Source organism: Asanoa ishikariensis (assembly GCF_900107455.1).
Lineage (GTDB): Bacteria > Actinomycetota > Actinomycetes > Mycobacteriales > Micromonosporaceae > Asanoa > Asanoa ishikariensis.
This window is the reverse complement of sequence record NZ_FNQB01000002.1, coordinates 388,763-414,153: the sequence shown is the minus strand read 5'-3', so window position 1 is coordinate 414,153 and position 25,391 is coordinate 388,763. Positions and strand designations below refer to the sequence as shown.

At 70.0% G+C, this 25,391-nt stretch carries 23 protein-coding genes and 1 tRNA gene; 16 read left to right on the top strand and 8 right to left on the bottom strand.

Going from position 1 to position 25,391, the window contains the following annotated elements; genetic code table 11:
* Positions 1-65 precede the first annotated feature (65 nt).
* The 10 genes from BLV39_RS16230 to BLV39_RS16185 all read left to right on the top strand — a co-directional run bounded on the left by BLV39_RS16230 (position 66) and on the right by BLV39_RS16185 (position 9,920).
* The gene (locus BLV39_RS16230) at positions 66-593 is read left to right on the top strand and encodes a hypothetical protein (protein ID WP_090792567.1); all 528 of its coding nucleotides are present in this window, start codon (positions 66-68) and stop codon (positions 591-593) included.
* Positions 590-1,666, top strand: coding sequence for a peptidoglycan-binding protein (locus BLV39_RS16225; RefSeq protein WP_090792563.1), 1,077 nt, complete (start codon positions 590-592; stop codon positions 1,664-1,666). Before BLV39_RS16230 ends, BLV39_RS16225 begins: the two co-directional genes overlap by 4 nt.
* A complete protein-coding gene (locus BLV39_RS16220; protein WP_090792560.1) occupies positions 1,663-2,319 on the top strand; it encodes an ABC transporter ATP-binding protein in 657 nt (218 codons plus the stop codon). The genes BLV39_RS16225 and BLV39_RS16220 overlap by 4 nt, the downstream gene beginning before the upstream one ends.
* A complete protein-coding gene (locus BLV39_RS16215; RefSeq protein WP_090792557.1) occupies positions 2,316-3,659 on the top strand; it encodes an ABC transporter permease in 1,344 nt (447 codons plus the stop codon). Before BLV39_RS16220 ends, BLV39_RS16215 begins: the two co-directional genes overlap by 4 nt.
* A gap of 157 nt (positions 3,660-3,816) precedes the next feature.
* Positions 3,817-4,791, top strand: coding sequence for a methionine ABC transporter ATP-binding protein (locus tag BLV39_RS16210; protein WP_090792554.1), 975 nt, complete (start codon positions 3,817-3,819; stop codon positions 4,789-4,791).
* Positions 4,788-5,444 (top strand): methionine ABC transporter permease, encoded by a 657-nt coding sequence (locus BLV39_RS16205; protein WP_090792549.1) that lies wholly within the window; start codon positions 4,788-4,790, stop codon positions 5,442-5,444. Before BLV39_RS16210 ends, BLV39_RS16205 begins: the two co-directional genes overlap by 4 nt.
* A gap of 14 nt (positions 5,445-5,458) precedes the next feature.
* Positions 5,459-6,298 carry a MetQ/NlpA family ABC transporter substrate-binding protein gene (locus BLV39_RS16200; protein ID WP_204082762.1) on the top strand — a complete coding sequence of 280 codons (840 nt, stop codon included), beginning with the start codon at positions 5,459-5,461 and terminating at the stop codon, positions 6,296-6,298.
* 254 nt (positions 6,299-6,552) lie between these two features.
* The gene (locus BLV39_RS16195; RefSeq protein WP_239083609.1) at positions 6,553-7,836 is read left to right on the top strand and encodes a family 43 glycosylhydrolase; all 1,284 of its coding nucleotides are present in this window, start codon (positions 6,553-6,555) and stop codon (positions 7,834-7,836) included.
* Between the two features lie 103 nt (positions 7,837-7,939).
* On the top strand, positions 7,940-9,031 hold the full coding sequence (locus BLV39_RS16190; protein WP_090792541.1) for a hypothetical protein: 1,092 nt from the start codon (positions 7,940-7,942) through the stop codon (positions 9,029-9,031).
* Positions 9,032-9,176: 145 nt separating this feature from the next.
* On the top strand, positions 9,177-9,920 hold the full coding sequence (locus BLV39_RS16185) for an HAD-IIA family hydrolase (RefSeq protein ID WP_090792538.1): 744 nt from the start codon (positions 9,177-9,179) through the stop codon (positions 9,918-9,920).
* 120 nt (positions 9,921-10,040) lie between these two features.
* Here the strand turns inward: BLV39_RS16185 and BLV39_RS16180 are convergent.
* The 3 genes from BLV39_RS16180 to BLV39_RS16170 form a co-directional block, all read right to left on the bottom strand.
* Positions 10,041-10,114: transfer RNA gene (locus BLV39_RS16180), tRNA-Met, on the bottom strand.
* A gap of 77 nt (positions 10,115-10,191) precedes the next feature.
* On the bottom strand, positions 10,192-13,182 hold the full coding sequence (locus BLV39_RS16175) for a UPF0182 family membrane protein (RefSeq protein WP_176984940.1): 2,991 nt from the start codon (positions 13,180-13,182) through the stop codon (positions 10,192-10,194).
* A 65-nt stretch (positions 13,183-13,247) separates the two neighbouring features.
* Positions 13,248-14,261: a YlbL family protein gene (locus tag BLV39_RS16170; protein WP_176984939.1), complete on the bottom strand. Its 1,014-nt coding sequence runs from the start codon at positions 14,259-14,261 to the stop codon at positions 13,248-13,250.
* A gap of 103 nt (positions 14,262-14,364) precedes the next feature.
* Between BLV39_RS16170 and BLV39_RS16165 the strand changes: the two genes are divergently transcribed.
* Positions 14,365-15,654 (top strand): zinc-dependent metalloprotease, encoded by a 1,290-nt coding sequence (locus BLV39_RS16165; RefSeq protein WP_090792527.1) that lies wholly within the window; start codon positions 14,365-14,367, stop codon positions 15,652-15,654.
* Positions 15,655-15,707: 53 nt separating this feature from the next.
* Here BLV39_RS16165 and BLV39_RS16160 read toward each other — a convergent pair whose 3' ends face one another.
* The 3 genes from BLV39_RS16160 to BLV39_RS43015 form a co-directional block, all read right to left on the bottom strand.
* Positions 15,708-17,036: an ABC1 kinase family protein gene (locus BLV39_RS16160; RefSeq protein WP_090792524.1), complete on the bottom strand. Its 1,329-nt coding sequence runs from the start codon at positions 17,034-17,036 to the stop codon at positions 15,708-15,710.
* A 43-nt stretch (positions 17,037-17,079) separates the two neighbouring features.
* Positions 17,080-18,513: a TOMM precursor leader peptide-binding protein gene (locus BLV39_RS16155; protein ID WP_143049779.1), complete on the bottom strand. Its 1,434-nt coding sequence runs from the start codon at positions 18,511-18,513 to the stop codon at positions 17,080-17,082.
* 246 nt (positions 18,514-18,759) lie between these two features.
* On the bottom strand, positions 18,760-18,927 hold the full coding sequence (locus tag BLV39_RS43015; protein ID WP_170215861.1) for a DUF5679 domain-containing protein: 168 nt from the start codon (positions 18,925-18,927) through the stop codon (positions 18,760-18,762).
* A gap of 514 nt (positions 18,928-19,441) precedes the next feature.
* Between BLV39_RS43015 and BLV39_RS16150 the strand changes: the two genes are divergently transcribed.
* The 4 genes from BLV39_RS16150 to BLV39_RS42360 all read left to right on the top strand — a co-directional run bounded on the left by BLV39_RS16150 (position 19,442) and on the right by BLV39_RS42360 (position 21,653).
* A complete protein-coding gene (locus tag BLV39_RS16150) occupies positions 19,442-19,972 on the top strand; it encodes a M48 metallopeptidase family protein (RefSeq protein ID WP_090792519.1) in 531 nt (176 codons plus the stop codon).
* 15 nt (positions 19,973-19,987) lie between these two features.
* Positions 19,988-20,599 (top strand): hypothetical protein, encoded by a 612-nt coding sequence (locus tag BLV39_RS16145; RefSeq protein ID WP_090792517.1) that lies wholly within the window; start codon positions 19,988-19,990, stop codon positions 20,597-20,599.
* A 3-nt stretch (positions 20,600-20,602) separates the two neighbouring features.
* Entirely contained in the window at positions 20,603-21,145 is a 543-nt protein-coding gene (locus tag BLV39_RS16140) for a CbrC family protein (RefSeq protein ID WP_090792514.1), read from the top strand.
* A 319-nt stretch (positions 21,146-21,464) separates the two neighbouring features.
* Positions 21,465-21,653 carry a hypothetical protein gene (locus BLV39_RS42360; RefSeq protein ID WP_143049778.1) on the top strand — a complete coding sequence of 63 codons (189 nt, stop codon included), beginning with the start codon at positions 21,465-21,467 and terminating at the stop codon, positions 21,651-21,653.
* A gap of 289 nt (positions 21,654-21,942) precedes the next feature.
* Here the strand turns inward: BLV39_RS42360 and BLV39_RS16135 are convergent, their stop codons facing one another.
* Positions 21,943-22,314: a WhiB family transcriptional regulator gene (locus BLV39_RS16135; protein WP_090792512.1), complete on the bottom strand. Its 372-nt coding sequence runs from the start codon at positions 22,312-22,314 to the stop codon at positions 21,943-21,945.
* 503 nt (positions 22,315-22,817) lie between these two features.
* Positions 22,818-24,995 (bottom strand): ATP-dependent DNA helicase UvrD2, encoded by a 2,178-nt coding sequence (locus BLV39_RS16125; RefSeq protein WP_090792507.1) that lies wholly within the window; start codon positions 24,993-24,995, stop codon positions 22,818-22,820.
* Positions 24,996-25,066: 71 nt separating this feature from the next.
* Here BLV39_RS16125 and BLV39_RS16120 point away from each other — a divergent pair, with 71 nt between their 5' ends.
* A complete protein-coding gene (locus tag BLV39_RS16120; RefSeq protein WP_090792504.1) occupies positions 25,067-25,312 on the top strand; it encodes a mycoredoxin in 246 nt (81 codons plus the stop codon).
* Positions 25,313-25,391 lie beyond the last annotated feature (79 nt).

Sequence of the window (25,391 nt, the reverse complement as noted above, 5' to 3'; positions counted from 1 at the left end):
GGGGCGTTGACTTCGCCGTCACAGCGGACCGCACCCGTGCGGCCCGCCCCGGCTCGGGAGAAGTCATGAAGACAAGGCACGCGCTGCTGCCGTTGGCGCTGCTCATGGCGCTGACCGCCTGCAGTGGCAAGGGAAACGGCGACGGCGGGATCGCTTCGGTCGGCGGCACGCCGAGCGCGGCGGCCACCAGCGGTGAGCCGTCGAGGGAGGACGTCGAGGAAATGGCGCTGAAGTTCGCGCAGTGCATGCGTGAGCACGGCGTCGACATGCCCGACCCGGAGATCGACGGCGGCCGGATCACCCAGCGGATCAACGCCGGTCCCGGCGGGAAGGAGAAGGTGGAGGCCGCACAGGAGGCCTGCAAGGAGTACGCGCCGTCCGGCCCTCCCGGCGGCAAGCCCGACCCGGAAGCCCAGCAGGAGATGCTCGACCACGCACAGTGCATGCGCGACAACGGCGTCGAGAAGTTCCCGGACCCCAACCCGAACGAGGGCGGTATACGGATCGACGGCGACATCGCCGGCGACCCGGACTTCAAGAAGGCACAGGAGGCCTGCGACGCGAAGCTCGGCCGGCCCGGAGCGGAGCGATGAGCCGTCGTCGGCGGGGTCGCGGCCCCAAGATCGCGGGTGGCGCGGTCACCGTGCTGGCGGTCGGCGCGGCGGCCGCGGCCACCATCGGCTTCGGGTTCGGAGAGCCGGACTCCGGGAGTGCGGCGGCGGCCCTGCCGCCGGCGACCGCGACAGTGACGCGGCAGACCCTCGACGACACCCAGACGGTCGACGGCACCTTGGGCTACGGCGACACGACAACCCTGGCCGGCCGCAGCGGTGGCACCGTCACCTCCCTCCCGTACGCCGGATCCGTTTTCCAGCGCGGGAAAGCGCTGTACAAAGTGGACAATGATCCGATCGTGCTGATGTACGGCAGTGTGCCGGCCTACCGGAACCTCGGGCCGGGCGACGAGGGCGCGGACGTCAAGGCGCTCGAAGCGAACCTGCGGGCCCTGGGCTACACCGGGTTCACGGCCGACGACGAGTACAGCTCGTCCACGGCCGACGCGGTTCGCGACTGGCAGGAGGACCTCGGCGTCGCCGAGACCGGGCGGGTGGAGCTGGGCCGGGTCGTCTTCGCGCCCGGCCCGGTCCGGGTCGACAGCGTCCAGGCGAAGCTGGGTGGCGCGACCGGGCCGGGCCAGGAGGTGCTGGCGTACACGGGCACCAGCCGGGTGATCACCGTGCAGCTCGACATCGGCGAGCAGCGGCTGGCCAAGAAGGGCACCAAAGTCAACGTGGAACTGCCGGACGGCAAGCGGGTCGACGGCAAGGTGCAACGGGTCTACACGGTCATCGAGGCCAGCGACGACCCCAACGGCACGCCGGAGACCAAGATCGAGGCACAGGTCTCGCTCGCCGACCCGAAGGCCGGTGCGGGGCTGGACGTCGCCGCGGTCGAGGTGACCTTCACCGCCGCACAGCACGCCGACGTGCTCACCGTGCCGGTGGCGGCCCTGGTCGCCCTGGCCGAGGGCGGCTACGGCGTCGAGCTGGTCGAGGGTTCGGCCACCCGCTACGCGCGGGTCGAGACCGGGCTGTTCGCCGGCGGCCGCGTCGAGGTCAGCGGCGACGGCATCACCGAGGGCATGACGGTGGGGATGCCGGAATGATCCAGCTCCAAGAGGTCTCGAAGACCTATCCCGGCGGGGTCAGGGCGCTCCGCGATGTCAGCCTGGAACTCGGCGAGGGTGAGCTCGTCGCGATCGTCGGCCCGTCCGGCTCCGGCAAGTCGACGATGCTGCACCTGCTGGGCACGCTGGACACCCCGACGGAGGGCGCCGTCGTCGTCGACGGGCACGACGTGTCCCGGCTCTCCGACCGGCAGCTCTCCGCGCTGCGGGCGCGCCGGATCGGTTTCGTCTTCCAGCAGTTCCACCTGGCGCCCGGCGTCAGCGCGCTGGACAACGTCGCCGACGGCCTGCTGTACGCCGGGGTCGCGCTGGCCGAACGCCGGCAGCGGGCGGCGGCGGCCCTGGACCGGGTCGGTCTGGATCACCGGCTCGACCACGAGCCGCACGAGCTGTCTGGTGGGGAGAAGCAGCGGGTGGCGATCGCCCGGGCCGTCGTGGGCGAGCCCGGGGTGCTGCTGGCCGACGAACCGACCGGCAACCTCGACTCGGCGGCCGGTGCGGGCGTGCTCGCGCTGCTGCGGGACCTGCACTCGGCCGGCACCACGGTCGTCGTGATCACCCACGATCGGGAGATCGCCGAGGGCCTGCCCCGCCAGGTCCGGATGCGCGACGGGGAGGTGGTGGCGGCATGAGCCTGAGACCTTCCTGGCGGCGGCCACGGACCGCCGAGGGTGCGACGAGCCCGAGCCTGAAACCGTCCTGGCGGCGGCCACGGGACGCCGAAGGTGCGACGAGCCTGAAGCCCTCCCGGCGGCATGCCGAGCATGCGGGCGCGATCAGCCTGCGGCACTCTCGGCTGCGGCCGCGGGACATTCTGCGGGTGGGGGCGGTGGGGCTGCGTACCCGGCCGACCCGGGCCCTGCTCTCCGCTCTGGGCATCGCGATCGGCATCGCGGCGATGATCGCGGTGGTCGGGATCTCCGCGTCGTCGCGGGCCGACCTGGACCGCGAACTGGCCGCGCTGGGCACCAACCTGCTGACCGTCTCGCCGGGCCAGTCCATCTTCGGTGAGGACGCCAGCCTGCCGGCGGCGGCCGAGTCGATGATCGAGCGGATCGGGCCGGTGCGGTCGACCTCGGCGGTCGGCACCGTCAGCGGCGCCAGCGTCTACCGGTCCGACCGGATCCCGGCGGCACAGACCAACGGCCTCGGCACGTACGCCGCCCGGCTCGACCTGCCCGAGACCGTGTCGGCCGAGGTCCGGAGCGGTGTCTGGCTCAACGCGGCGACCGAGAACTACCCGGCCGTCGTGCTCGGCGACTCCGCCGCGCGCCGCCTCGGCATCAGCCACGCCGGCCCCGAGGTCGAGATCATCGTCGGTGGTCAGCGGTTCGTGGTGGTCGGCATCCTGGCCCCGGTCGCCCTGGCCGAGAACCTGGACGACGCCGCGATCATGGGTTGGCCGGTGGCGGAGCGGCTGTTCGGCTTCGACGGCCACCCGACGACCGTCTACACGCGGTCGGCCGAGAGCCAGGTCGAGGCGGTCCGGGCGGTGCTCGGGCCCACGGCGAACCCGGAGGCCCCGAACGAGGTCGACGTGTCGCGCCCCTCCGACGCGTTGAGCGCCCAACGGGCGGCCGGCGCCGCGTTCACCGGGCTGCTGCTCGGCCTGGGTGCGGTGGCACTGCTGGTCGGCGGCGTCGGGGTGGCCAACACGATGGTCATCTCGGTCCTGGAGCGGCGCGGCGAGATCGGCCTGCGCCGGTCGCTGGGCGCCACCCGTGGCCAGGTCCGGACCCAGTTCCTGGCGGAGTCGTTGCTGCTGTCCGCCTTGGGCGGCGTCGGCGGAGTGCTGCTCGGGATCCTCGTGACCACGGGGTACGCGTACTACCAGCACTGGCCGACCACGGTTCCCGGCTGGGCGACGGCCGGTGGCGTGGCCGCCACGATCCTGATCGGTGGCATCGCCGGCCTCTACCCCGCGATCCGGGCCGCCCGGCTGTCGCCGACCGAGGCGCTGGCAGCACCGTGACACGAGGGACGCGAGTAACTCTACCTAACTAGTAGGATATGTGGGTTTGCTCACGTTCGGTTGAGTAATGCCGTACGCAGCCTGCACGGTAGGGGGCCGTGGATTCGCGTTGGCGGATCCACGGTCGTGTCTCAACTCTCAGGAACGGCGTGCCCCCGTGATCCGCATCAACGGTCTGCGCAAGACGTACCGAGGCCGTGGCGGGGACGTAGCCGCGGTCGCGGGCGTCGACCTGACCGTGCGCGCGGGCGAGGTCTTCGGAGTGCTCGGCCGCAGCGGCGCGGGCAAGAGCACGCTGTTGCGCTGCGTCAACATGCTCGAGCGGCCGGACGCCGGGACCATCACGGTCGACGGCGTCGACCTCGCCGGGCTCAGCGAGACCGGCCTGCGTACCGCCCGGCAGCGGATCGGCATGATCCACCAGCACTTCGCGCTGCTCTCGTCGCGTACCGCCGCCGGCAACGTCTCCTTCCCCCTCGAAGTCATGGGGATGCCGCGCCGGCAGCGCGCCGACCGGGTCGCCGAACTGCTCGACCTGGTGGGTCTGCGTGACCGGGCCGGCGCGTACCCGGCGCAGCTCTCCGGTGGTCAGAAGCAGCGGGTCGGCATCGCCCGCGCGCTGGCCGGCGAGCCGAAGGTGCTGCTCTCCGACGAGGCGACCTCCGCGCTGGACCCGGACACCACCGGCTCGATCCTGGCGCTGCTGCGCGACCTCAACCAGCGTCTCGGCCTGACCATCCTGCTGATCACGCACGAGATGGAGGTCGTCAAACGGATCTGCGACTCGGTCGCGATCATGAGCGACGGCGTGATCACCGAGGCCGGGCCCGTGCACGAGCTGCTGGCCAAGCCGGACTCGGCCCTGGCCCGCGGCATCTTCCGGCTGGGACCGCCACCGGTGCTCGACGACGCGACGATCGTCGACGTGACCGTCGTCGGCGACGGTTCGCTGATCTCCGCCGTCGCGCGCGCCCACGACGTCGACGTCCGCATCCTCGACGGCTCCGTCGAGACGCTGGCGGGCGGTCGTGCGGGCCGGCTGCGGTTGGCACTGCCGGGCTCGCCGGCTTCGAACGCCGCGGCGCTGGATCAACTGCGTGCCTCCGCGGTCGCCGTGGAGGTGCACCCGTGACCTGGTCCGAGATGGTCCCGCTGCTGTGGGAGGCGACCAAGGAAAGCGCCTACATGGTGCTGGTGGCCACCCTGCTCACCGCGGTCGGCGGCCTGCTGGTCGGCGTCGCCCTGGTCCTGACGGACCGCGGTGGCCTGCTGGCGTTGCGGCCCGTCAACGCGCTGCTCGGCCTGATCGTCAACATTGGACGGTCGCTGCCGTTCATCATCCTGCTCGTCGCGATCATCCCGTTCACCCGGGCCGTGGTCGGCACCACCATCGGCACGTCGGCGGCCATCGTGCCGCTGACCGTCGGCGCGATCCCCTTCTACGCCCGCATCGTCGAGACCGCGATCCGCGAGGTCAACCGCGACGTGGTCGCCGCCGCCCGGGCGATGGGCGCCTCCCGCCGGGAGATCGTCGTCAAGGTGTTGCTCCGCGAGGCCCGCCCGGGCCTGGTCGCCGGCCTCACCATCACGGTGGTCGCGCTGGTCGGCTACTCCGCCATGGCCGGCGTGGTCGGCGGCGGCGGGCTCGGCGACCTGGCCATCCGCTACGGCTATCAACGCTTCGAGACCGAAGTCATGATCGCCACCGTCGTGCTGCTCGTCGTCTTCGTGCAGCTAGCTCAGATGCTCGGCGACCTGGTCGCCCGGCGCCTCTCCCACAGGTAAAGAAAGGTTCCACCGTGCGTCGCACCATAGCCATCGCCGCCGCTGCCACCGCCAGTCTCGTCCTGGGTCTGGGCATGGCCGCCTGCGGCTCGGACTCTGACTCCGGATCGGCTGGTGCATCCTCCGCTGACGCGCCGCTGAAGGTCGGTGTCAGCCCCGTGCCGCACGGCGAGATCCTCAAGTACGTGTCGGACAAGCTGGCCCCGGCCGAGGGTCTCAAGCTCGATATCGTCGAGTTCAACGACTACATCCAGCCGAACGTGGCCCTGCAGGACAAGCAGTTGGACGCGAACTACTTCCAGCACATCCCGTACCTGGAAGAGGAAGTCGCGTCGAAGGGCTACAAGTTCACGGCTTTGAAGCCGGTGCACATCGAGCCGCTGGGCGTCTACTCGAAGAAGATCAAGTCGCTGGCTGACCTGCCGGTCGGTGGCGTGGTGGGTGTTCCGAACGACCCGTCGAACTCGGGCCGGGCGTTGAACCTGCTGGCCGCCAACGGTGTCATCACGATCAAGGACGGCGCCGGGGTCAAGGCCACCGAGGCTGACATCACCTCGAACCCGAAGAACTTGAAGTTCGAGCCGTTGGAGGCTGCTCAGTTGCCGCGCAGCCTGGAGGACACCGCGATCTCGGTGATCAACGGGAACTACGCGATCGAGACCGGGCTCAGCCCGGCCAAGGACGCGCTCGCGTTGGAGAAGGGTGAGAACAACCCGTACGCGAACCTGGTCGTCGTCCGCACCGGTGACGAGAACGACCCGCGGATCGTGAAGCTGGAGAAGCTGCTGCACTCGCCCGAGGTGAAGAAGTTCATCGAGGACAAGTACCAGGGTTCGGTCCTGCCGGCTTTCTAAGCCCTGCCGAAACGGCCCCTCAGAGCGATCTCTGGGGGCCGTTTCGTTCTCGACTGGTCGAGGTGCTGCGAGCACAGCCGCTTCCCGACGAAGAGGTTGATGCCGACCTCCGCCGAGCCGTCGCGGCGTTCGTCGACCGCTGAGTCAGCGGTCGTAGGCGTCGCCCTGGGTGGGTGCGAGGGTGGGATCGGACAGGTAGGCGCGTGGTAGAAATAGTTATGCGTCGATTCCTTGTGCGGCTCGCGGTTCTGGTTGTGGCGCTTCCGCTCGCCACTGTCGTCGCGCCGGCGGCCCACGCGGCGACGGCCTCCCCCGCGCTCCTGATCGGCAGCGACTTCCCCGATCCCGACGTGTCGCGGTTCGGGTCCAGCTACTACGCCTACTCGACCAACAACGGGAACGGCAACGTTCCCGTCGCCACCGCCGCGACGCTGACCGGCCCCTGGACGCGGCGCGCTGACGCCCTGCCGGCCCTGGGAGCCTGGGCCAATGGCGGCCGCACGTGGGCGCCAGACGTCTCCGTCCGGGCCGACGGCCGCTACCTGCTCTACTACACCGCCCGCAGCATCGCGACCGGTCGCCAGTGCCTCGGCGCCGCGCTCGCCACCTCCCCGCTCGGCCCATTCACGCCGGTCGGGGCCGGTCCGCTGGTCTGCGACGCCGGCGAGGGTGGTGACATCGACGCGTCGAGCTTCACCGACTCGACCGGGTTGCGCTACCTGCTCTACAAGGACGACGGCAACGCGATCGGGCAGCCGACCAGTCTCTGGCTGCAGCGGGTCGCGGCCGACGGGGTCACGCTCCAGGGTGCTCGGGTCGAGCTTCTGCGCAGCGGGCGGCCCGAGGAGAGCGGCGTGATCGAGGCTCCGGTGCTGACCAAGGTCGGCAGCCAATATGTGCTTTTCTACTCCCTCGGCGGGTACGGCGGTGACGCGTACCAGACGAGCTATGCGACCGCCGCCGCGCTGACCGGGCCGTACACGAAGGCTTTCCGCTCCCTGCTGACCACTGCGAGCCTCGACGGCGCCGTGCGGGGGCCGGGCGGTGCGGACGTCGTGCGGGAGAGCGGCGGCGACCACCTCGTGTTCCACGGATGGATCAACAACAACACCGCGCGCGGCATGTACGTCGCCGCTCTCGGCTGGTCCGGCGGCTACCCCGTGGTGCGTGGCAGCCGGGTCCGCTACGAGGCCGAGCGCGGGGTCCTGACGCACTGTGCGGTGCGGTCCACGGCCACCGCGTCCCAGGGGCAGGCGGTGGCCTACCTCGACTACGCGGACAGCACCGTCAGCCTCGGAGTCTTCGCGCCCAGGGCCGGCGCCTACACGGTCTACATCGGATACTCGGCCGGGTTCGGCGAGGCGCAGCACACGCTGACCGTCAACGGCGGCGGCGCGCAGGTGGTCACGTACCCGAACACGGGTTGGGAGACCTGGCGCGAGGTCCGGGCCGACGTCACGCTCGTGGCCGGCGCCAACACGGTCCGGTTGGGCTTCCGCAGCCGCTGGGCGGAGGTCGACTACATCGAGGTGGCCTGACGACCGGCAGAACTGAGTGCACTGCGCATGATCTGACAGCGGAACGGACGCATGCCCGGCAGCCTCGATTCAGATATCGAACTGCTTCAATTGGAGGTTTGGCATGCGAGTCCGTCCCCTCGCCTTGCTGCTAGCCGCGGCAATGACGCTGGTCGCCACGGCGGTCGCGGCACCACCCGCCGCGGCGGCGACACCCGACCGGTGGGGCTTCGCCGCGGTGTGGGACCCGACCGTCCCCGCCGGCACGACTCTCGACACGACCCGCCAGTGGGGAAGCTGGCGGGCCGCGTTCCCCGCCCTCTGGGCCACCGGCGGCAAGCAGGCCGCCGGCCGGTTCCGGGTCACGTTCCCACAGGTCGCCAGCGGCACGCGCGGCACCGTGCACGTCACCGCGGTCAGCCGGGCCGGCAACTACTGCGAGGTGGTCCGCTGGGGCTCCGCCGGGGCGGACGAGATCGTCGACGTGGCCTGCCACCGACCCGGCGGCAGCGCGGCCGACACCCCGTTCACGATCATGTGGTCGACCAGCTCAGGGGTGTTTCCGCCCGGTGCCTATGCCACCGCCCAGGTGAACACGGCCGGCGCCGCCGTCCAGTGGCACAACAGCACCGGAGCGGGCGCGCCCGGCACCGGCCTGCTGACCCCCGGGCGCTACCTCGTGCGGATCCCCGGCGTCGGTGTCGTGGGCGCGGGCCTGTCCGGGAACGTCCAGGTCACGGCGATCCAACCGAACGCGGTCGCCCGCCGCTGCAAGGTCGAGTCCTGGTCGCCCGTCGGCCTCGAGATCGACGTCATCGTCGTCTGCGTCAACGCCGCCGGCGCGCCCACCAGCACGGACTTCTTCCTCACGTACCACCGCCAGCGCGCGGTCTTCGGCGGCGTCGACGTGCCGAAGTACTTCGGTTACATCTGGTCGGCCGGCGGCGGCCAGACCAACTACAACCACCAGGTGGGCGTCGGCGCCAACAGCGTGGTGCCGGGCGGCCTGGGCACCTACCAGGTCAAATATCCGCAGCTCGGCATCCGCGAGACGCATGCGCAGGTGACCGCGTACGGCGACGGCCCGAACTACTGCGGCCTCAGCCAGCCGTGGACGTACTCGGGCTCGGACGCGCTCGTCATGGTCATGTGCTTCGACAACGCCGGGAACCCGGCCAGCTACCGCTTCCTGTCGACGTTCACGTCACGCCACTGAGCGACCGCGCGGGCAACGGCGCTCCGGCACCGTTGCCCGCGCGCGCCGCTGACCTGGGAAAACGTCCGTTTCCACTAGCGTTGGCCGGGTGGCTCCAATCAACGTTGGCGAGACTTTCCCGATTGTCGAACACTGGCTCGTCGACATGGACGGCGTGCTCGTCCGCGGTGGTGAGGCCATCCCGGGCGCCGAGGACTTCATCGGTGCGTTGACCACCCGCGGTGTTCCGTTTCTCGCGTTGACCAACAACTCGCTGTACCCGCCCGATCAGGTCAGCGCCAAGCTGGCGGCCGTCGGACTGAAGGTCCCGGAGACCGCGATCTGGACCTGCGCCCAGGCCACGGCCCGCTTTCTGGCCACCCACCACCCCGGTGGGTCGGCGTACCTGCTGGGCGAAGCGGGTCTGGCGGAAGCGATGGCCGGCTACGACCTGGACGACGTCGACCCGGACTACGTGGTGCTGGGTGAGCTCGCCAGCTATTCGTCCGAGGCCGTCGCCCGCGCGTGCGAGCTTGTCGCGGCCGGGGCCAGGTTCATCGCCACCAACCCCGACCGGAGCGTGCCTACGCGTGCCGGCAGTCGTCCGGCCTGTGGTGCCGTGGCCGCCATGATCACTGCGGCCACCGGGGTCACGCCCTACTTCGTCGGCAAGCCGAACCCGACGATGATGCGCACCGGCCTGGGCATCATCGGCGGGGAGCCGCTGACCACCGCGATGGTCGGCGACCGCATGGACACCGACATCGTCGGCGGCGTGGAGGCCGGCCTGCGGACCGTGCTGGTGCTCAGTGGCTGCACGCGCCGGGCCGACGAGGTGCGCCAGTTCCCGTACCAGCCCGATCTGATCGTCGACTCCGTCGCGGACCTCGTCGAGCTCGTCTGGCGCTGACGGGTTGCCGCTCGGATGGGCGTATGTGGGCTAGCCCACATATGCCCCGCACGAAAGGGTGCTTAGCGCGGACAACGAAAACGGCCCCCCAGAGAATCTCTGGAGGGCCGTTCCCTTTTGTAGCGGGGACAGGATTTGAACCTGCGACCTCTGGGTTATGAGCCCAGCGAGCTACCGAGCTGCTCCACCCCGCGTCGGCTTCTAAACACTAGCGCACCATGTTGCCCAGCGCCAAAACGGGGGCCGGCGTGGTCGCCGGCCCCCGTTGCGATCAGCCCGCCGAAGGCGACGGAGGCGTCGTCGGCGGTGGTGCGCTACCCGTCGGCGTGGGCGTGGTTCCGGAGCCCACAGGGCGGTTGTTGGCCGCCTTCTGGGCCGCCTGGAAGGCGTCGCTGGCCGTCTCGAGGTCGGCGAGGGCCTTGCCGTACCGCGCGAGGTCGCCGGACGCCTGCGCGGCCTTCACCTCGTCGATAGCGGCCGAGAGCCGCTGGGCGGCTGCCGACAGTTCAGCCGACGTCGCTGGCGGCTGCTCGCCGGTGGGCGGCGGCGGGTTGGGCTGTTGCGGCTGGCTCGGTGGCTCGCCGGCCGCCTGTCTCTGTGCGTCGCCCTTGGCCACCAGGTCCTTGATGCCCTGTTGCAGGCTGCTGGCCAGGACCGCGTTGGAGCCGTCTCCGTAGGACAGCAGGACGCGTTGCAGCAGCGGGTACGCGTTCTGCGAGTTGCTCTTCACGTAGACCGGCTCGACGTAGAGCATGCCGTTGTCGAAGGGCAGCGACAGCAGGTTTCCGTACTGCACAGTGGCCTTGCCGTCGGCCGAGAGCAGGGAGAGCTGACCACGTACGTCGGTGGTGTTGGTCATCTGTTGATGGACCTGCACCGGACCGGAGACGACGGACTGGTCAGGCAGCTCCAGCGCCTCCAGCTTGGGCTGGCCGTTCACGTACGACCCGGAGATGATCGCGGCCAGGTTCTGCCGCCCGCGTGGCGTGACCGCGGACGTGAGCTGGAACCTCGGCCCGTCCTGGCCCGGCATCTGGGTCATCAGGTAGTACGGCGGCTGCTTCTGGCCCCGGTCCGGGTCGTCCGGCGCGTTGGGGACCTCCCAGTAGTCCTGACCGGAGAAGAACTCGTTGGGCTCGGTCACGTGGTACCGGGCCAGCAGGTCGCGCTGCACCTTGAACAGGTCGGCCGGGTAGCGCAGGTGGTCCGTGAGCTCCTGCGGGATCTCCGTCTTCGGCACGATCAGGTTCCCGCCGAAGGCCTTGTTCCAGGCCTTCAGGACCGGGTCCTTCTCGTCGTACTCGTAGAGCTTGACCGTCCCGTCGTACGCGTCGACGGTCGCCTTCACCGAGTTGCGGATGTAGTTGATCTCTTCGCGGGCCTGCGCGACCACCGCACCGCTGGTGGTCAACTCGTCACTGGTCACCGACTGGAGGTTGACCCGCTCGGAGTTCGGGTAGGTCGCCGCCGTCGTGTAGCCGTCGACGATCCAGAGCACGCGACCACCGACCACCGCCGGGTACGGGTCGCCGTCGAGCTTGAGGAACGGCGCCACCTTGGCGACCCGGTCGCGCGGGTTGCGCACGTACATCAGCTTCGAGTTGTCGTTGACCGCCTCGGAGAGCAGGAAGTTCGTCTCCTGCATCTTCACGGTGTAGAGCAGCCGGCGCGCGAACGAGCCGATCGGGACACCGCCGGTGCCGTCGTACGTGTAGTACTGCTCCTTGCTGCCGGTCGGGCGGTCGAACTCGGCGTTGCTGCCGTTGCCCCGCGAGCCGACGACCGCGTAGTCGCCGTCGTCCATCTGCTCGCCGTAGTAGATCCGGGGCTGGTCGGTCTTGATCTCCTCGGTCGCCGACTGGCAACCGGTGCCCTCGTCGCCCAGGAAGCCGGAGACGAACTTGGGCTGCTCGTTGCAGACCTCGTTGGCCGGAGCGGCGACCACGCCGTACCCGTGGGTGTAGATGGTGTGGCGGTTGAGCCAGTTGCTCTGCTGCGCCGTCAGCCGGTCGTAGTTGATTTCGCGGACACCGACGACGTAGTCCTGCGTCTTGCCGTTGACCGCGTACCGGTCGATGTCGAGCTTGTCGCCGAAGTTGTAGAAGCCACGAGCCTGTTGAAGCTGCGTGTACGTCTCCGACAGCAACTGCGGGTCGAGCAGCCGGATGTTGGGCACCACCGAGGTGTCGGTGGCCAGGCTCGCGGGTGGCGGCTGGCTGCTGCCCGGATAGGCGTTTATGTCGACGTCGTTGATGCCGAACGCGGCTCTGGTCGCCTCGATGCTGTTCTTGATGTACGGCCGCTCTTTGTCGATCGTGCTCGGGTTGACCGTGAAGCTCTGCACGGCCGACGGGTAGATGCCGCCGATCGCGACGGCCGAGATGCCGAGCAGGGCGAGCGAGACGCCGGGCCAGACCAGGTTCCGGATGAACGCGTTGGAGAACAGGATTATCGCGATCGCGACGACGATCGAGATGTAGCCGAGGATCTCCTTGGCCGGCAGCAACGCGTTGACGTCGGCGTAGCCGGCGCCGTAGACCTTGGCGCCCTCGTTGTAGGACAACAGCAGCGCGCGCCGGTCCAGCACGTAGGCGACGGCCTTGAACAGCACGAAGACCGCGACCAGCGTGGTCAGGTGCGCGCGGGCCGCGTTGGTGATGCGGTCGCCGCCGCCCTGGAGGCGCACGCCGCCGAAGACGTAGTGCACCGCCAGCGAGCCGATGACCGCGAGCACGACGGCGGTGAAGCCTACGCCGAGCAGGTACTTGTAGAACGGGTACTGGAAGACGTAGAACCCGACGTCGATGTTGAAGATCGGGTCCTTGACGCCGAACGGCTGCGCGTTGCGGAACAGCATCCAGGTGTCCCACCGGCCCTGCGCGGAGAGCCCGGCGAACAGCCCGACGACGATCGAGACGACGGTGACCCAGGTGCCGATCCGCGGCGACAGCGCGACCCGGTAGCGGTCGAGCGTCTGCTGCTCCGACGAGTGCGGCCGCAGCAGTGGGCGGAGCCGGTAGGCCAGGTAGAGGTTGCCACCGATGACGATCGCCATCGCCGCGCCGACCGCCAGGAACAGCAGCAGGCGGGTGGTGAGCACGTCGGTGAACACACCGGTGTAGTGCACCTCGTCGAACCACAGCCAGTCGGTCCACGCGTTGACTCCCCAACCGAGCAGGGTGAACAACACGAAGACACCGACCAGCACGCCGACCGTCACGCGGCCACGGCGGCTCATTCTCGGCAGGGGACTGCTACGCATGACCACAGTTGGCTCCGCAACGCTTGGTTAGCTCGGGGGGCGGTGTTCAGTCAGACTACGGGGCGTCAGCACATGGGGGCTGGGCTGCCGCTCTTGATGGAGTTGAGTGCGGCCAAAGCCTCGTCGAGATTGCCGACCTTGTAGAGCGGCAGGCCGTCGACGGCGTTGTCCTTGGCTTCTTTGCAGTTGTCGGCGGGCACCAGGAAGGCGACCGCGCCGGCGTCCTTGGCGCCGACCAGTTTCTGCGGGATGCCGCCGATCGGACCCACGTTGCCCTGGTCGTCGATCGTGCCCGTACCCGCGATGATCTTGCCGCCGGTGAGGTCGTCGGCGCCGAGCTTGTCGATGATGCCGAGGGTGAACATCAGACCGGCGCTGGGTCCGCCGATGTCTTCGAGGTCGAACTTGAGGTCGAACGGGTGTGGCTGCTTCTGCTCGATCTCGACGCCGATCCGGGGCTGCCCGTTGACCGTCTTCGTGGTGAGCGTCGCCTGCGCCGGCTGGCCATCACGGGTGTAGCCGACCGTGACCGTGCTGCCGGCCGGCTTGGCGCGGACCGCTTCGGTCAGGTCGCCGGCCGCCTTGACGGGCTTGCCGTCGACCGAGGTGATCACGTCACCGGGCTTGAGCACCGACTCGGCCGCCCCGCCCGCCGTCACCTTGCCGACGGTGACCTGGATCGGGTAGCCGAGCTTGGTCAGCGCGGCGGTCTCGGCGCTGGTCTGCGACGCCTGGAAGTCCTCGGCGTTCTGCTGCTCGACCTGCTGCTCGGTCTGGTCGGGCGGGTAGATCAACTCCTTGGGCACGACGGCTTGCTTGTCGGAGAACCAGCCGGCGATCGCGGGGAGGAGCTTGGTCTCGGGCGACACCTTGACGGTGGTCAGCCGGAGCTGCCCGGCGGAGGAGAAGGTCTGTGTGCCGGAGATCTGGATGACCTCTTTGTCGGCCTCTTTGCCCAGGGTGTTGACGGTGGGGCCGGGACCGAGCACGACGTACGGAACCGGGGCGGAAAGCACCCCGAAGCTCAGCAGCACCGTGATCACGGCACCGAGCAGAACCGTCACGCCACGACTTTTCATGGCGGGAAGCGTACCGAGCGTCCCTGAATGGTGTTCCCCGAGTTCTCCCTGGGCTTAAGCACGCGGTACGGTCCCCCGCGCCCGACGCGCGTACCGTTGACATGTGCCTGATATTCCGTTTGGCTTCGCGCTCCCGGGCGGCCAGCCGCCGGACCCCAACGACCCGCAGCAGATGCAGCAGTTCATGGCGCAACTGCAGCAGCTACTCGCGGCGCCGGGCTCTGGCCCGGTCAACTGGGACCTGGCCCGCCAGGTAGCCGCCGCACAGCTGGCCCAGGCTGGTGACCCCGCCGTCTCGCCGTTCGAGCGAAACGCCGTTGAAGAGGTCCTCCGCCTGGCTGATCTCTGGCTCGAGCAGGCCGTGGCCCTGCCCTCGGGCGTCAAGACCGCGGTCGCTTGGAACCGCAACGAGTGGATCTACCGGACGCTCGACGTCTGGCAGAAGCTCTGCAACCCCGTCGCCGAGCGCATGGTCAACGCGATGGGCGACCTCGTCCCGCCGGAGGCCCGTGCCCAGCTCGGCCCGATGCAGTCAATGGTCACCACGCTGGGTGGCGCGCTGTTCGGCGGCCAGCTCGGCCAGGCGCTCGGCTCGCTCGCCGCGGAGGTGCTCTCGGCGGGCGACATCGGCCTGCCGCTCGGCCCGACCGGCACCGGCGCGTTGATCCCGGCCAACATCCGTGAGTTCGCCACCGGCCTGGAGCTGCCGGAAGACGAGGTGCGGCTCTACGTCGCCCTGCGCGAGGCCGCGCACCAGCGGCTCTTCGAGCATGTCCCCTGGCTCCGTGGCCACATCCTCAACTCGGTCGAGACCTACGCCAACGGCATCACGGTCAACCGCGAGGCGATCGAGGAGGCGATGGGCCGCATCGACCCGACCAACCCGGAGTCGATGCAGGAGATGGCCCTGGAGGGCATCTTCGCGCCGGAGGACACACCGGCCCAACAGGCCTCGCTGGCCCGCCTGGAGACCACGCTCGCGCTGGTCGAGGGCTGGGTCGGGCACGTGGTCGACATGGCGGTCGGCGACCGGCTGCCCAACGTGATCCGGCTGGCCGAGGCGTTCCGGCGCCGCCGGGCCGCCGGCGGTCCGGCCGAGCAGACCTTCGCCGCGCTGGTCGGCCTCGAGCTGCGGCCGCGCCGGCTCCGCGAGGCGGCGGCGCTGTGGACCGCGGTCACCGAGCAGCGGGGCGTGCAGGGCCGCGACGGCCTGTGGGGTCACCCCGACCTGCTGCCCTCCGGCGACGACTTCGCCGACCCGGAGGCGTTCGCCCGCGCACAGTTCGACAACGGCGGGCTCGGCGACTTCGACGACCTGGGCGACATCGACTTCGGCGACTCCGAGGGGCCGAAGGAGAACCCGCCCTCGAAGGGCGAAGACGAAGACAAGTAGGTTTTGCCTGCGTTGAGCGCGGTGCCTTTGATGGCGCCGCGCTCAACTGCTCTTTACGGGACCGGAGCGAAGCCCGGCACCCACTCCTCGACGATCTCGCGGTACGGGGCCTTGGCCTCGAGCTGGCAGAGCACGCCGATCGAGCCGAGGGTGACCCGGTGGATCAGCAGGTACGACGGCGGCAGGTTGAGCTGGCGGCTGAGCTGGAAGGCCGGTGACTTCGGGCTGGCCAGGCGGGTCGCCTCGCCGCGCAGCCAGGCGCGGGTGAACTGGAACTCGTCGTCCGCGAGCGGGGCCAGCATCGGCAGCAGGAAGTTGAGCACCTCTTCGGCGTCGATGTCCTGCTCGAGGCGCAGGAAGCCTTCCTCGCGCAGCCCCTCGACCACCGCGTCGGCCTCGTGGGCCAGGGCCAGCCGGGTCAGGCGACCAACCGGCTCGGGCAGCCCATCGGGCAGCCGGGCGACGGCACCGAAGTCGACCACGCCGAGCCGGCCGTCCGGCATCAGCCGGAAGTTGCCGGGGTGCGGGTCGGCGTGCAGCATCCGGGCGCGGGCCGGCGCGGAGAAGTGCAGGGTCGCCATGCGCGAACCCGCGAGGTCGCGCTCCTCCTGCGAGCCGCCGGCGATGATCTTCGAGAGCGGCATGCCCTCGATCCACTCGGTGACCAGCACGCGCGGCGCCTGGGCCACAACCTTGGGAACGAGGATCTCGGCATCATCGGCGTACGCGGCCGCGAACGCCCGCTGCGCCTTCGCCTCGAGCTCGTAGTCGAGCTCCTCGCTGATCCGCGCACGCAGCTCGACCAGCAGCGGCTTGATGTCGAGCCCGGGCTGGATCGCCTTGAACATCGAGCCGAGCCGGGAAAGCTGCTTGAGGTCGCTCAGCAGGGCGTCACCGGCACCGGGGTACTGGATCTTCACCGCGACGGGCCGGCCACCCTTGGCGCGGCCCTTCCAGAGCGCCTTGTGCACCTGGCCGATGCTGGCGGCGGCGGCCGGCGTGTCGTCGAACTCGAGGAAATGCTTGCGCCATTCGGGGCCGAGCTGGTCGGCGAGCACCCGGTGGACGCTGGATGCCGGGAGCGGCGGCGCGGACTCCTGGAGCTTGGTCAGGGCCTGGCGATAGGGGCCGGCCATCTCCTCGGGCAGCGCGGCCTCGAAAACGGACAAGGCCTGCCCGAACTTCATCGCTCCGCCCTTGAGCTGGCCCAGCACGGCGAACACCTGGTCGGCGGTGCGCTGCTGCAACTCGGCGGAGATCGCATCGGACGCCATGCCGGTCATCCGCTTGCCGAAGCCCAACATGGCCCGCCCGGCGAAGCCGAGAGGGAGAGAAGCGAGCTTGGCAGTCCGGGTAACGGCCTGGCGCGGGATGTCGCTCACCAGATCATTGTGACTGACAGTTTCCGGACACCCAAGATCATAATTAGGTCGGTACGCAGGAACATCGCGGATGTGCCGGCCAATGCCGCCACCGCAGGTCACCCGGGGAGACGACGGTCACTGCGCCATCGGTGGTCCGGGGCGTACCACCGTCGATGTATGCCAGCGCCTCGGCCGCACCCAGCGCGGCGGCCGTCATGATCGTGACCAGGTCACCTGCCTCCTCAGTCGGTGGCGCGGTGGCCAGCCCGGCGGCGATCTCCGACCAGTCCTCGTCGCGGTCTCGCCGGTGGTGGTCCAGGCAACTCAGGCACGGCGAACCGGCGGGTTGGACGAACGGACCTATTACCGGTGCGCCGTCGCGAATCTCGACGGCGAGCATCGCCTGGCCGCGGTGGCGAAGGGCGGTAGCCGCCAGATTCGCGGGCTGTTGCGCGCCGGCTTGGATGACGACGTGCGGCTTGGTGCGGCCCGGTCTGGCTCCGGCGGCGGCGACCGCCGCGGCCACGGCGGCGGCGCGCGGCTTCCCGACGGTGCTCGGGTCGAGGCCGAGGACCGCTTCCTCCGGCCGGACGATCCCCGGTAGGTCTGGGCGGACGTGGCCGACTCCGGAGCGGGCCAGGGTGATCGCGATCGGCGTCGCCAACCGGCCACGGCCGGTGACCAGAACCCGCGCGGCGGCCCGCCGCCGGAGGACCTGAGCGGGAGTGACGAACCCAACGGTGGTCCTCACCACAGGACGACCCCCGGGCACGGCGCCCGCACTCCCCGGTCTGCGGGTCGCACCCACCTTCCTCGGGCCTGGCGCATCGCCCGGTCGGTCCGACTGGGCGTCCAGCTTGGCCGTCTCGACGCCGCCAGGTCCGCCGCGAGGACCTGTTTGAGAGGGTCCGGGGGCGGAGCCAACACCGTAGGTGGCTTCCGACCCGGCGCTCAACGGGCCGCGCCCGGAGCCAGCGCCGCGCGGGCCGCCAGGTCCGCCGCGAAGGCCTGCTTGAGAGGGTCCCCGTGCGGGGCCAGCACCCTGGAGGCCTTCCGACCCGGCGCTCAAGGAGCCGAGCCCGGAGGCGGCGCCGCCGGCCGGCCCCATGCTCAACGGGCCGCGTAGCGCCCAGCGGCCCGCCGCGCGGTGGTCGATCTGGCGGAGGGCGAGCGCGGCCGCTTCGGCGCGGAGGTGAGGTGCGGCGCCCGGTGGGGTCAGGGTGTGTGCGGGCACCAGCAGGCCGTGGGCGTGCAGCGTGGCCAGCAGCTCTCGGGCGTCACCCGGACGCACTCCCAGCCGTTGAGCGCCCGCCAGCACCTGTCGCTCGGTGTGCGCTCCGTCGAGCAGGTCGAGGATCCCGGCGGTCCGCTCGTCAGCCAGTTCGACCAGCACCGCACGCCCCGGGTCGACACCGAACTGCAGCGTGCGGTGCCCGCGCCGGATCCTTGTCAGGCCTGGCAGCAGCGTCGGCCGGAGCAACCCAATGGTCGTCACGACGTAACAGAATGTCACCGTCACCTAGCGGCCATCGGCTCGTTGTCCACAGGTGGCGGGTCATGTACACGGGGTTATCCACAGCTTCCGGCGAGTTATCCACAACCAGCCGGTAATCTGACCGCCCGATCTTGATAACACTCCGTATTCGTTCCGAGACGCCGGAGAGGACGGCCGAGTGGCCGCCCTCTCCCGTCGCAACTACGTCAGTACACGCCGGCCGAGGGCCGGAGCGAAAACTCCCGGTCAGACCTTCGCCTTGCCGAGGATCCGGTTGACCGTGGTCCCACAAACCGGGCACTTGCCCTTGGCCATGTTCATACCGGTCTTCGACACCTCGACGGTGCCCGTGAAGTCCCGCTTCTCCTTGCACTTGACGCAATACCCGTTGTAGGTCTGGGCCTTGTCGGCCACGATGCCCTCCTAGTCTTGTTCGCCGGTTTCGCCCCGGCGAATGCCCGGGTGCGGCACAAGAGCGCCGACGTCGGGGCTTCTCCGCGGTCACACGTGTGACCGCCGGTCCGCGGACCCTACCCACAAGCGGGCGGTTCCATGTCAGGAACCCGATCATCACCAGGGACGGGGCTCCGCTGGTAGTGCGATGCGACACCTGACGGGGACGAGTGTGCATGTCGGACTCGGCCTGATTAGTCAGATTCGGCCGAGACACGCCGACCAAAGCGCTCGTGCGAGCTGGATCACGCCGTTTGCGGCCCATCCGAGCGTGGGATCCCTTAACGTTTGCCGTAGGGTCCCTCGGGGCGCAGCGGACCCACCGCCAACGACGTACCCGCGAAATTTTTTCCGGACGACACGTCGTGAACTAGCACTTTCCCGGCGTGACCGTGTGTGTTGGCCCTTGCGGCGGCATGGCACCTACCGGTTAGCGTGCGTTCGTGAACGGAACCTGGGGCTCCGGGGCGCGGTAGTGGCCGCCACGCGGAAGCCGGTCGTCGAGGTACGGCGCTCACAGCGCCGGCGCCGGACGGTGTCCGCCTACCGTGACGGCGAGCGCGTGGTCGTGCTCATACCCGACCAGTTCTCCCGGGCCGAGGAGACCGAGTGGGTTGACAAGATGCTCGCCCGTCTCGCCGCCCGCGAGCAGCGCCTCAGCCGCAGCGACGCCGAGCTCCAGGCTCGCTCCCGGCGCCTGATCGCTCTCTACCTGGCTGAGTTCGCCCGTGCCGCCCAACCGGCCAGTGTCCGTTGGGTCACCAACCAGAACGGCCGCTGGGGGTCGTGCACGCCCGCTGACCGGTCGATTCGCATCTCGCACCGGATCCAGGAGATGCCCGACTGGGTGATCGACTACGTGCTGCTCCATGAGCTCGCCCACCTCGTCGTCCCCAGCCACAACGCCCGTTTCTGGGCCCTCGTGGGTCGCTATGACAAGACCGAGCGCGCCCGTGGCTTTCTCGAGGGCGTCGCCGCCACCACGGGCCTGGTCCTGGCGGACTGAAATAACCTTGGGTCCGTGACCCGCCGTGTGATCGTCGTACTGCTCACCCAGGTGACCTGGGCACCTCCCGGCATCGAACTCGAGAAGTGGCGCCATGCGCTCGCCGAGGACGTCGTCGACCTGCTGGCGACCCTCAACGAGGTCGACCCCGCGATCGCCGCCACACCCGCCGACCGGCCCCTCGCCGAGGCGGTGGCCTGGCCTTCGATGCAGGTGTACGAGGTCCCGTCGACCACCGTCAACGCCACCTTCGCGGCGGCCGCGGCGGACGGCTACGACCAGGCAGCGGTGATCGCCGCCGACGTGCCCGACCTGCCCGGCCTGATTCTCGGCAAGCTGTTCCGCCCGCTGACCACGAAGACGGTCGCAGTGGCCCCGAACGAGGGACCGGGCCTGCTCGGGGTCGCGTCCCGCCTGCCGGCGCCGGACTGGCTGCCGGAGCTCGACCTCGACGGCGACGTGGCCGCGACCACCATCCGCCCGCACGCGCCGAACCCCGCCGAGGTGGCGACCGCACCGCCGTGGCGCCGCCTGCGCGGTCCGGCCGACCTGGCCACCCTCGACCAGGCCGTAGAGGGCTGGGATGCCACCCGCGCCCTCCTCTCCGGCGGCGGTTTGTCGGGCTGAGCGATGTTCCGCTACCACCCGGACCCGATCGCGACCGGCTCGGCCGAGCGCGCCGAGCACGTGTGCCATGTCTGCGGCCAGCATCGCGAGGTCCGCTACACCGGACCGATCTACGGCCGCCGCGCCGAGAACCTCTGCCTCGACTGCATCCACTCCGGAGAGGCGTCCCGGGCGCTCGGCATCGGCGGCGACGAGGTGGCTCAGCCGGCCGACTTCACCGACGCCGTCGGCGTTCCCGACGACGTGCCGCCCGAGGTCGTCATGGAGATCACCCGACGTACGCCCGGCTTCGTCGGATGGCAGCAGGAGTCATGGCTCTTCCACTGCGCGGACGGCGCCGCGTTCCTGGGCCCGGCCGGCTATCGCGAGCTGGCGGCGCATCCGGACGCGGTCGACATGATCCGCGCTGACCTGCGGCGGTCGGGCTGGGCGGAGCAATACGCGGAAGACTTCATCCGCAGTCTCGACCGCACCGGCGAGCCCACGGCGTACTTGTTCCGCTGCCTGCGCTGCGGCGCACACCTGGCGTCATGGGACAGCGGCTGACGACCGGCGAACGCACCACATACCTCTTCCGCTGCCTCCACTGAAGCGCCCACCTGACGTCATGCGACAGCCGCTGACGACCGCCGACCGCACCACATACCTCTTCCGCTGCCTCCACTGAAGCGCCCACCTGACGTCATTGGGACAGCGGCTGACGAGAGGAAGCGGCCCACCCGCTCTCAGCGTGTTGGCGGGCAGCCGACACGGCGGCGGGCGCGGTCCGCCGGCGGCCGACAGGCGGCGGCCGAGTCATACGCGCAGCACATCCAGCGGCGGGCACGGTCCCCGCGGCCAGCCGACTGGCGGAAGCCGATGGGCGGTGGCCGAGCCCCGCGCGCAGCGCATCCATCCGAAGAAGCCCACGGCGGACCTGGCAGCGAAGCGAAGCGAGCGGTCCCCGGCGGGAGCAACGGTCCGGACCACCGCGAACCCGGGACCAGATCTCGATCTCGACCTTGATCTCGACCTTGATCTCGATCTTGATCATCCGATCTTGATGCCAACTTGATGCCCAAAAGAGCCGGCCCGCCCCCCGAAGGGAGCGGGCCGATCAGGAAAGCGTGATCTACCAGCCGCCCATCTGGCGCGCAGACTCGCGGCGAGCCGACATGGCGATGTTGCGGGCAGATCGGGTGGCCTCAGAGCGCGTCTTCCTGCCGGTCTGAGGCAGACGCATTCGCGCTCGGGACAACGCTTCTTGGATGAGATTCATGTCCGTAGCTCCGTTTTCACTGGTCATGGCGTTTGTTCTCGGTTTCTCGACGTGGGTGGTGTGGCTTACGCGGACCGTTGACATGTCAGGCCGCCAGTCGGACCGCGACGCGCGGCTGCTCGGCGAGCCCTTCGGCTGCCATCCGCGCCTCGACCTCGACTCGGAGGACCGCGTCGCGGGCGACGTCTTCCTTACGCGGACGGCCACGGGGCCGCTTGCGGGGCACTACCGCGCCGCGCTCGAAGATCTCGCCGCCCCAGACGCCCCAGGGCTCGGCACGCTCGACCGCGCCGGACAGGCACTCGACGCGCAGCGGGCAGTCCCCGCAGAGCGACTTCGCCAGTTCGAGCTCGGTAGGTGCGTCGGCGAACCAAAGGTCCGGGTCGAACTTCCGACAAGGCAGTTCCGCGTCCAACTCGACGCTCTTCGCGTCGGGGTTGGCCAAGGCCAGGCTCATCGCCCGGTCACCTCTCTCTCGCTTTCGGTCTCATGGACCGCTTTGGCAAAACTGATGGAGCAAAAAACTAAGGCCGCGGATCCCGGGTTACGGGTTCCGCGGCCTCGAAGCGAGCCGGAGGTCTATTTGCTAGACCGGCCTACTTCGAGGTGGAACGCCGCTGACATCCATGCCGCCCTTGACCCGGATGCCCTTGACCGTGGACGCAGTGGTCCCGTGGAACGTGACGGCAGTAGGCACCAAGATCAGCTCGGTCTGAGCCTGGGCCTGATATGCCGGCGCGATCTGAGCCTGGGCAAGCACAGCGAGACGCGAAGTCTCCGCCGGGCTCGGGGCAGCGCTCAGCGACCACGGTCGGGTCGTGTAGATGCTTGCCACCGGGGCCACCTCCTTCTGCTGACTCGTCAAGCGAACGGAATATCTCTGCCTAACCAGGTTTGAGCAGCGCTCTCTCCTGGTGTGCTCTGAGGCTATGCCTCCCCTCCGAGGGAGGGCAAACGGTTTTACGGGTCATTCGCAGAAGTTTTTTCTGGCTCAAGATCATCAACCGCCGCACCGGCCACCAGGGCCAGCGCGGCATCGCCGTAGAGGCCCAGCTTCCGCGGACCGATGCCAGCGATGGCGATCAGGTCGGACCGCTGCGCGGGCTTGCGCTCGGCGATGGCGACCAGCGTCGCGTCAGTGAAGACGACGTATGCCGGAACGCGCTGACCTGCGGAAACGCGCGCCCGCCAGGCCTGGAGCCGGCCAAGCAGCTCTTCGTCCAGATCGGACGGACAGGTCGCGCACCGGCCGAGTTTGCGGTCGGCGCCGCCGAGCAACGTGGCGCCGCAGACCCGGCACGACACGATCCGTGGCGGTCTGCTGTCGGTTTTGCGACTGAGTCGCGCGACGCCGGTGGCCCCCGCGGAGCCGCCCCCGCCGCCCGGCCGCCCGTCGAACTGCGGCAGGAACCGGCACGGCCGCCGGGGTCGCCCGCCCGGCGAGCGGGAGATCGCATAGGAGAGCCAGAGCCACTCCCGCGCCCGGGTCACTCCGACGTAGAGCAGCCGGCGTTCCTCTTCGACCTGCTCGGGTGTCTTGGCATACGTGGTCGGCAGCGTGCCGTCCGACAGCCCGACCAGGAACACGGCGTCCCATTCGAGCCCCTTGGCCGAGTGCAGCGACGCGAGGGTCACGCCGTCGACGGTCGGCGCGTGCTGCGCCGCCGCCCGCCGCGCCAACTCCTCGACGAAGTCGGTGAGTGAAGGCGGCCGCGACGACACGGCGCCCTCGCCGATCGGCAGCAGCACCGGCGTGGCGGCGAACTCCTCGGCGACCTGTACGAGCGCGGCCAGCGCCTCCCAACGCTCACGCGCCGCACCGCCCGGGGGACGCTGCTCGGGCGCCCAGCCGACGGCCTCCAGCGCGGCGGCCACCGACCGCACCAACGGCTCGCCCGGATCGGTGGACCGGGTCGCCGCCCGCAGCGCCACGAGCGCCTGCCGCACCTCGGTGCGCTCGAAGAACCGCTCGGCGCCTTGGACGACGTAGGGCACCTCGGCCTCGGCCAAAGCCTTCTCGTAGGTCTCGGACTGCGCGTTGGTGCGGAACAGCACCGCGATCTCGCGCGCCGGCGTGCCGCTGGCGATGAGCTGCTTGCACCGGGCCGATACCGCCGCCGCCTCGCCCGGCTCGTCCTGGAAGATGCGCAGCTCGGGCTCGGCACCCGAGGGCCGCTGGCCGACCAATTCCAGCCGCAGCCGCGCCTCGGTGCCGCGGGCCTGCCGGATCACCGCGTTGGCCAGCCCGACCACCTGCGGCGTCGACCGGTAGTCGCGGACCAACCGGACCACCACCGCCGAGCTCCGCTTTCGCGGGAAGTCGATCAGGTAGGCGGAGGTCGCGCCCGTGAACGAGTAGATCGTCTGAGACGCGTCGCCGACCACGGTCAGGTCGTCGCGCCCGCCGAGCCAGGCGTCGAGCAGCCGTTGCTGCAACGGGTTGACGTCCTGGTATTCGTCGACCACGAAGTGCCGGTACTGCGCCCGCACCTGCTCGGCGACGTCGGAGTGCTCCTCGATCCCCCACACCGCCGCCCGCAGCAGGTCTTCGAAGTCGATCACCCCGTTGCCCCGCTTGAGCTGCTCGTAGGCGGCGAACACCTCGGCCACCTTGGCCGCCTCGAACGGGGTCTCGCGGGTCGACTTGGCCGCCGCTACCACGTATTCGCCGGGCTCGACCAGCGAGGACTTGGCCCACTCGATCTCGCTGGCGAGGTCACGCGCCCCGGTGCGGTCGGTGCGCACACCCACCCGGGCAGCGGCCAACCCGACCAACCGGGCCTTGCTGGCGACGAGCTCAGGAAGCTCACGACCGGCGAGCAGCCGTGGCGCGAAGTAGCGCACCTGCCGCATCGCCGCCGCGTGGAACGTGCGCGCCTGCACCCCGGCGACACCGAGCGCCGCGAGCCGGGCCCGCATCTCGGCCGCCGCCCGCGCGGTGAACGTGACGGCGAGCAGATGTCGCCCCGCGATGTCACCACGCAGAGTGCGATAAGCGATGCGGTGAGTGATCGCCCGCGTCTTTCCGGTGCCGGCGCCGGCCAGGATGCAGACCGGCCCGGCCGCCGCGGTCACGGCGGTGCGCTGCTCGGGGTCGAGGCCCGCGAGCACCTGCTCCGCCGGAGAGTCAACCGCCACAGTCAGGAATCATGACAGCCAGGTCCGACGTTCTCTCGAATGGAGGACCCCCAACCCCCGGAGGAAGCTCGATGTTGACGATGTACTCCACCTCGTGGTGCGGCTACTGCCACCGCCTGAAGTCCCAGCTCGACCGCGAGGGCATCGCGTACGAGGTGATCGACATCGAGCGCGACCCAGCCTCGGCCGATTACGTCATGAGCGTCAACGGCGGCAACCAGACAGTCCCGACACTTCGGTTCGACGACGGCACGGCCCTCACCAACCCGTCGATCACCCAGGTGAAGACACATCTGGCTTCGCTCGGAGCGGCATAAAGAACAAGCGGATCTACGCGCGCCCGCCGGGGGCGCGACCGTTCGCTCCCGCGCGCAAATGGGCAGGGACCCGCAACCC

Bases quoted from the DNA above. Each gene is read 5' to 3' on its own strand.
- BLV39_RS16170 (WP_176984939.1), bottom strand. From the start codon at position 14,261: ATGAAAAGTCGTGGCGTGACGGTTCTGCTCGGTGCCGTGATCACGGTG.
- BLV39_RS16225 (WP_090792563.1), top strand. From the start codon at position 590: ATGAGCCGTCGTCGGCGGGGTCGCGGCCCCAAGATCGCGGGTGGCGCG.
- BLV39_RS16120 (WP_090792504.1), top strand. From the start codon at position 25,067: ATGTTGACGATGTACTCCACCTCGTGGTGCGGCTACTGCCACCGCCTG.
- BLV39_RS16215 (WP_090792557.1), top strand. From the start codon at position 2,316: ATGAGCCTGAGACCTTCCTGGCGGCGGCCACGGACCGCCGAGGGTGCG.
- BLV39_RS16140 (WP_090792514.1), top strand. From the start codon at position 20,603: ATGTTCCGCTACCACCCGGACCCGATCGCGACCGGCTCGGCCGAGCGC.
- BLV39_RS16135 (WP_090792512.1), bottom strand. From the start codon at position 22,314: ATGAGCCTGGCCTTGGCCAACCCCGACGCGAAGAGCGTCGAGTTGGAC.
- BLV39_RS16230 (WP_090792567.1), top strand. From the start codon at position 66: ATGAAGACAAGGCACGCGCTGCTGCCGTTGGCGCTGCTCATGGCGCTG.
- BLV39_RS16185 (WP_090792538.1), top strand. From the start codon at position 9,177: ATGGACGGCGTGCTCGTCCGCGGTGGTGAGGCCATCCCGGGCGCCGAG.
- BLV39_RS16190 (WP_090792541.1), top strand. From the start codon at position 7,940: ATGCGAGTCCGTCCCCTCGCCTTGCTGCTAGCCGCGGCAATGACGCTG.
- BLV39_RS16175 (WP_176984940.1), bottom strand. From the start codon at position 13,182: ATGCGTAGCAGTCCCCTGCCGAGAATGAGCCGCCGTGGCCGCGTGACG.
- BLV39_RS16220 (WP_090792560.1), top strand. From the start codon at position 1,663: ATGATCCAGCTCCAAGAGGTCTCGAAGACCTATCCCGGCGGGGTCAGG.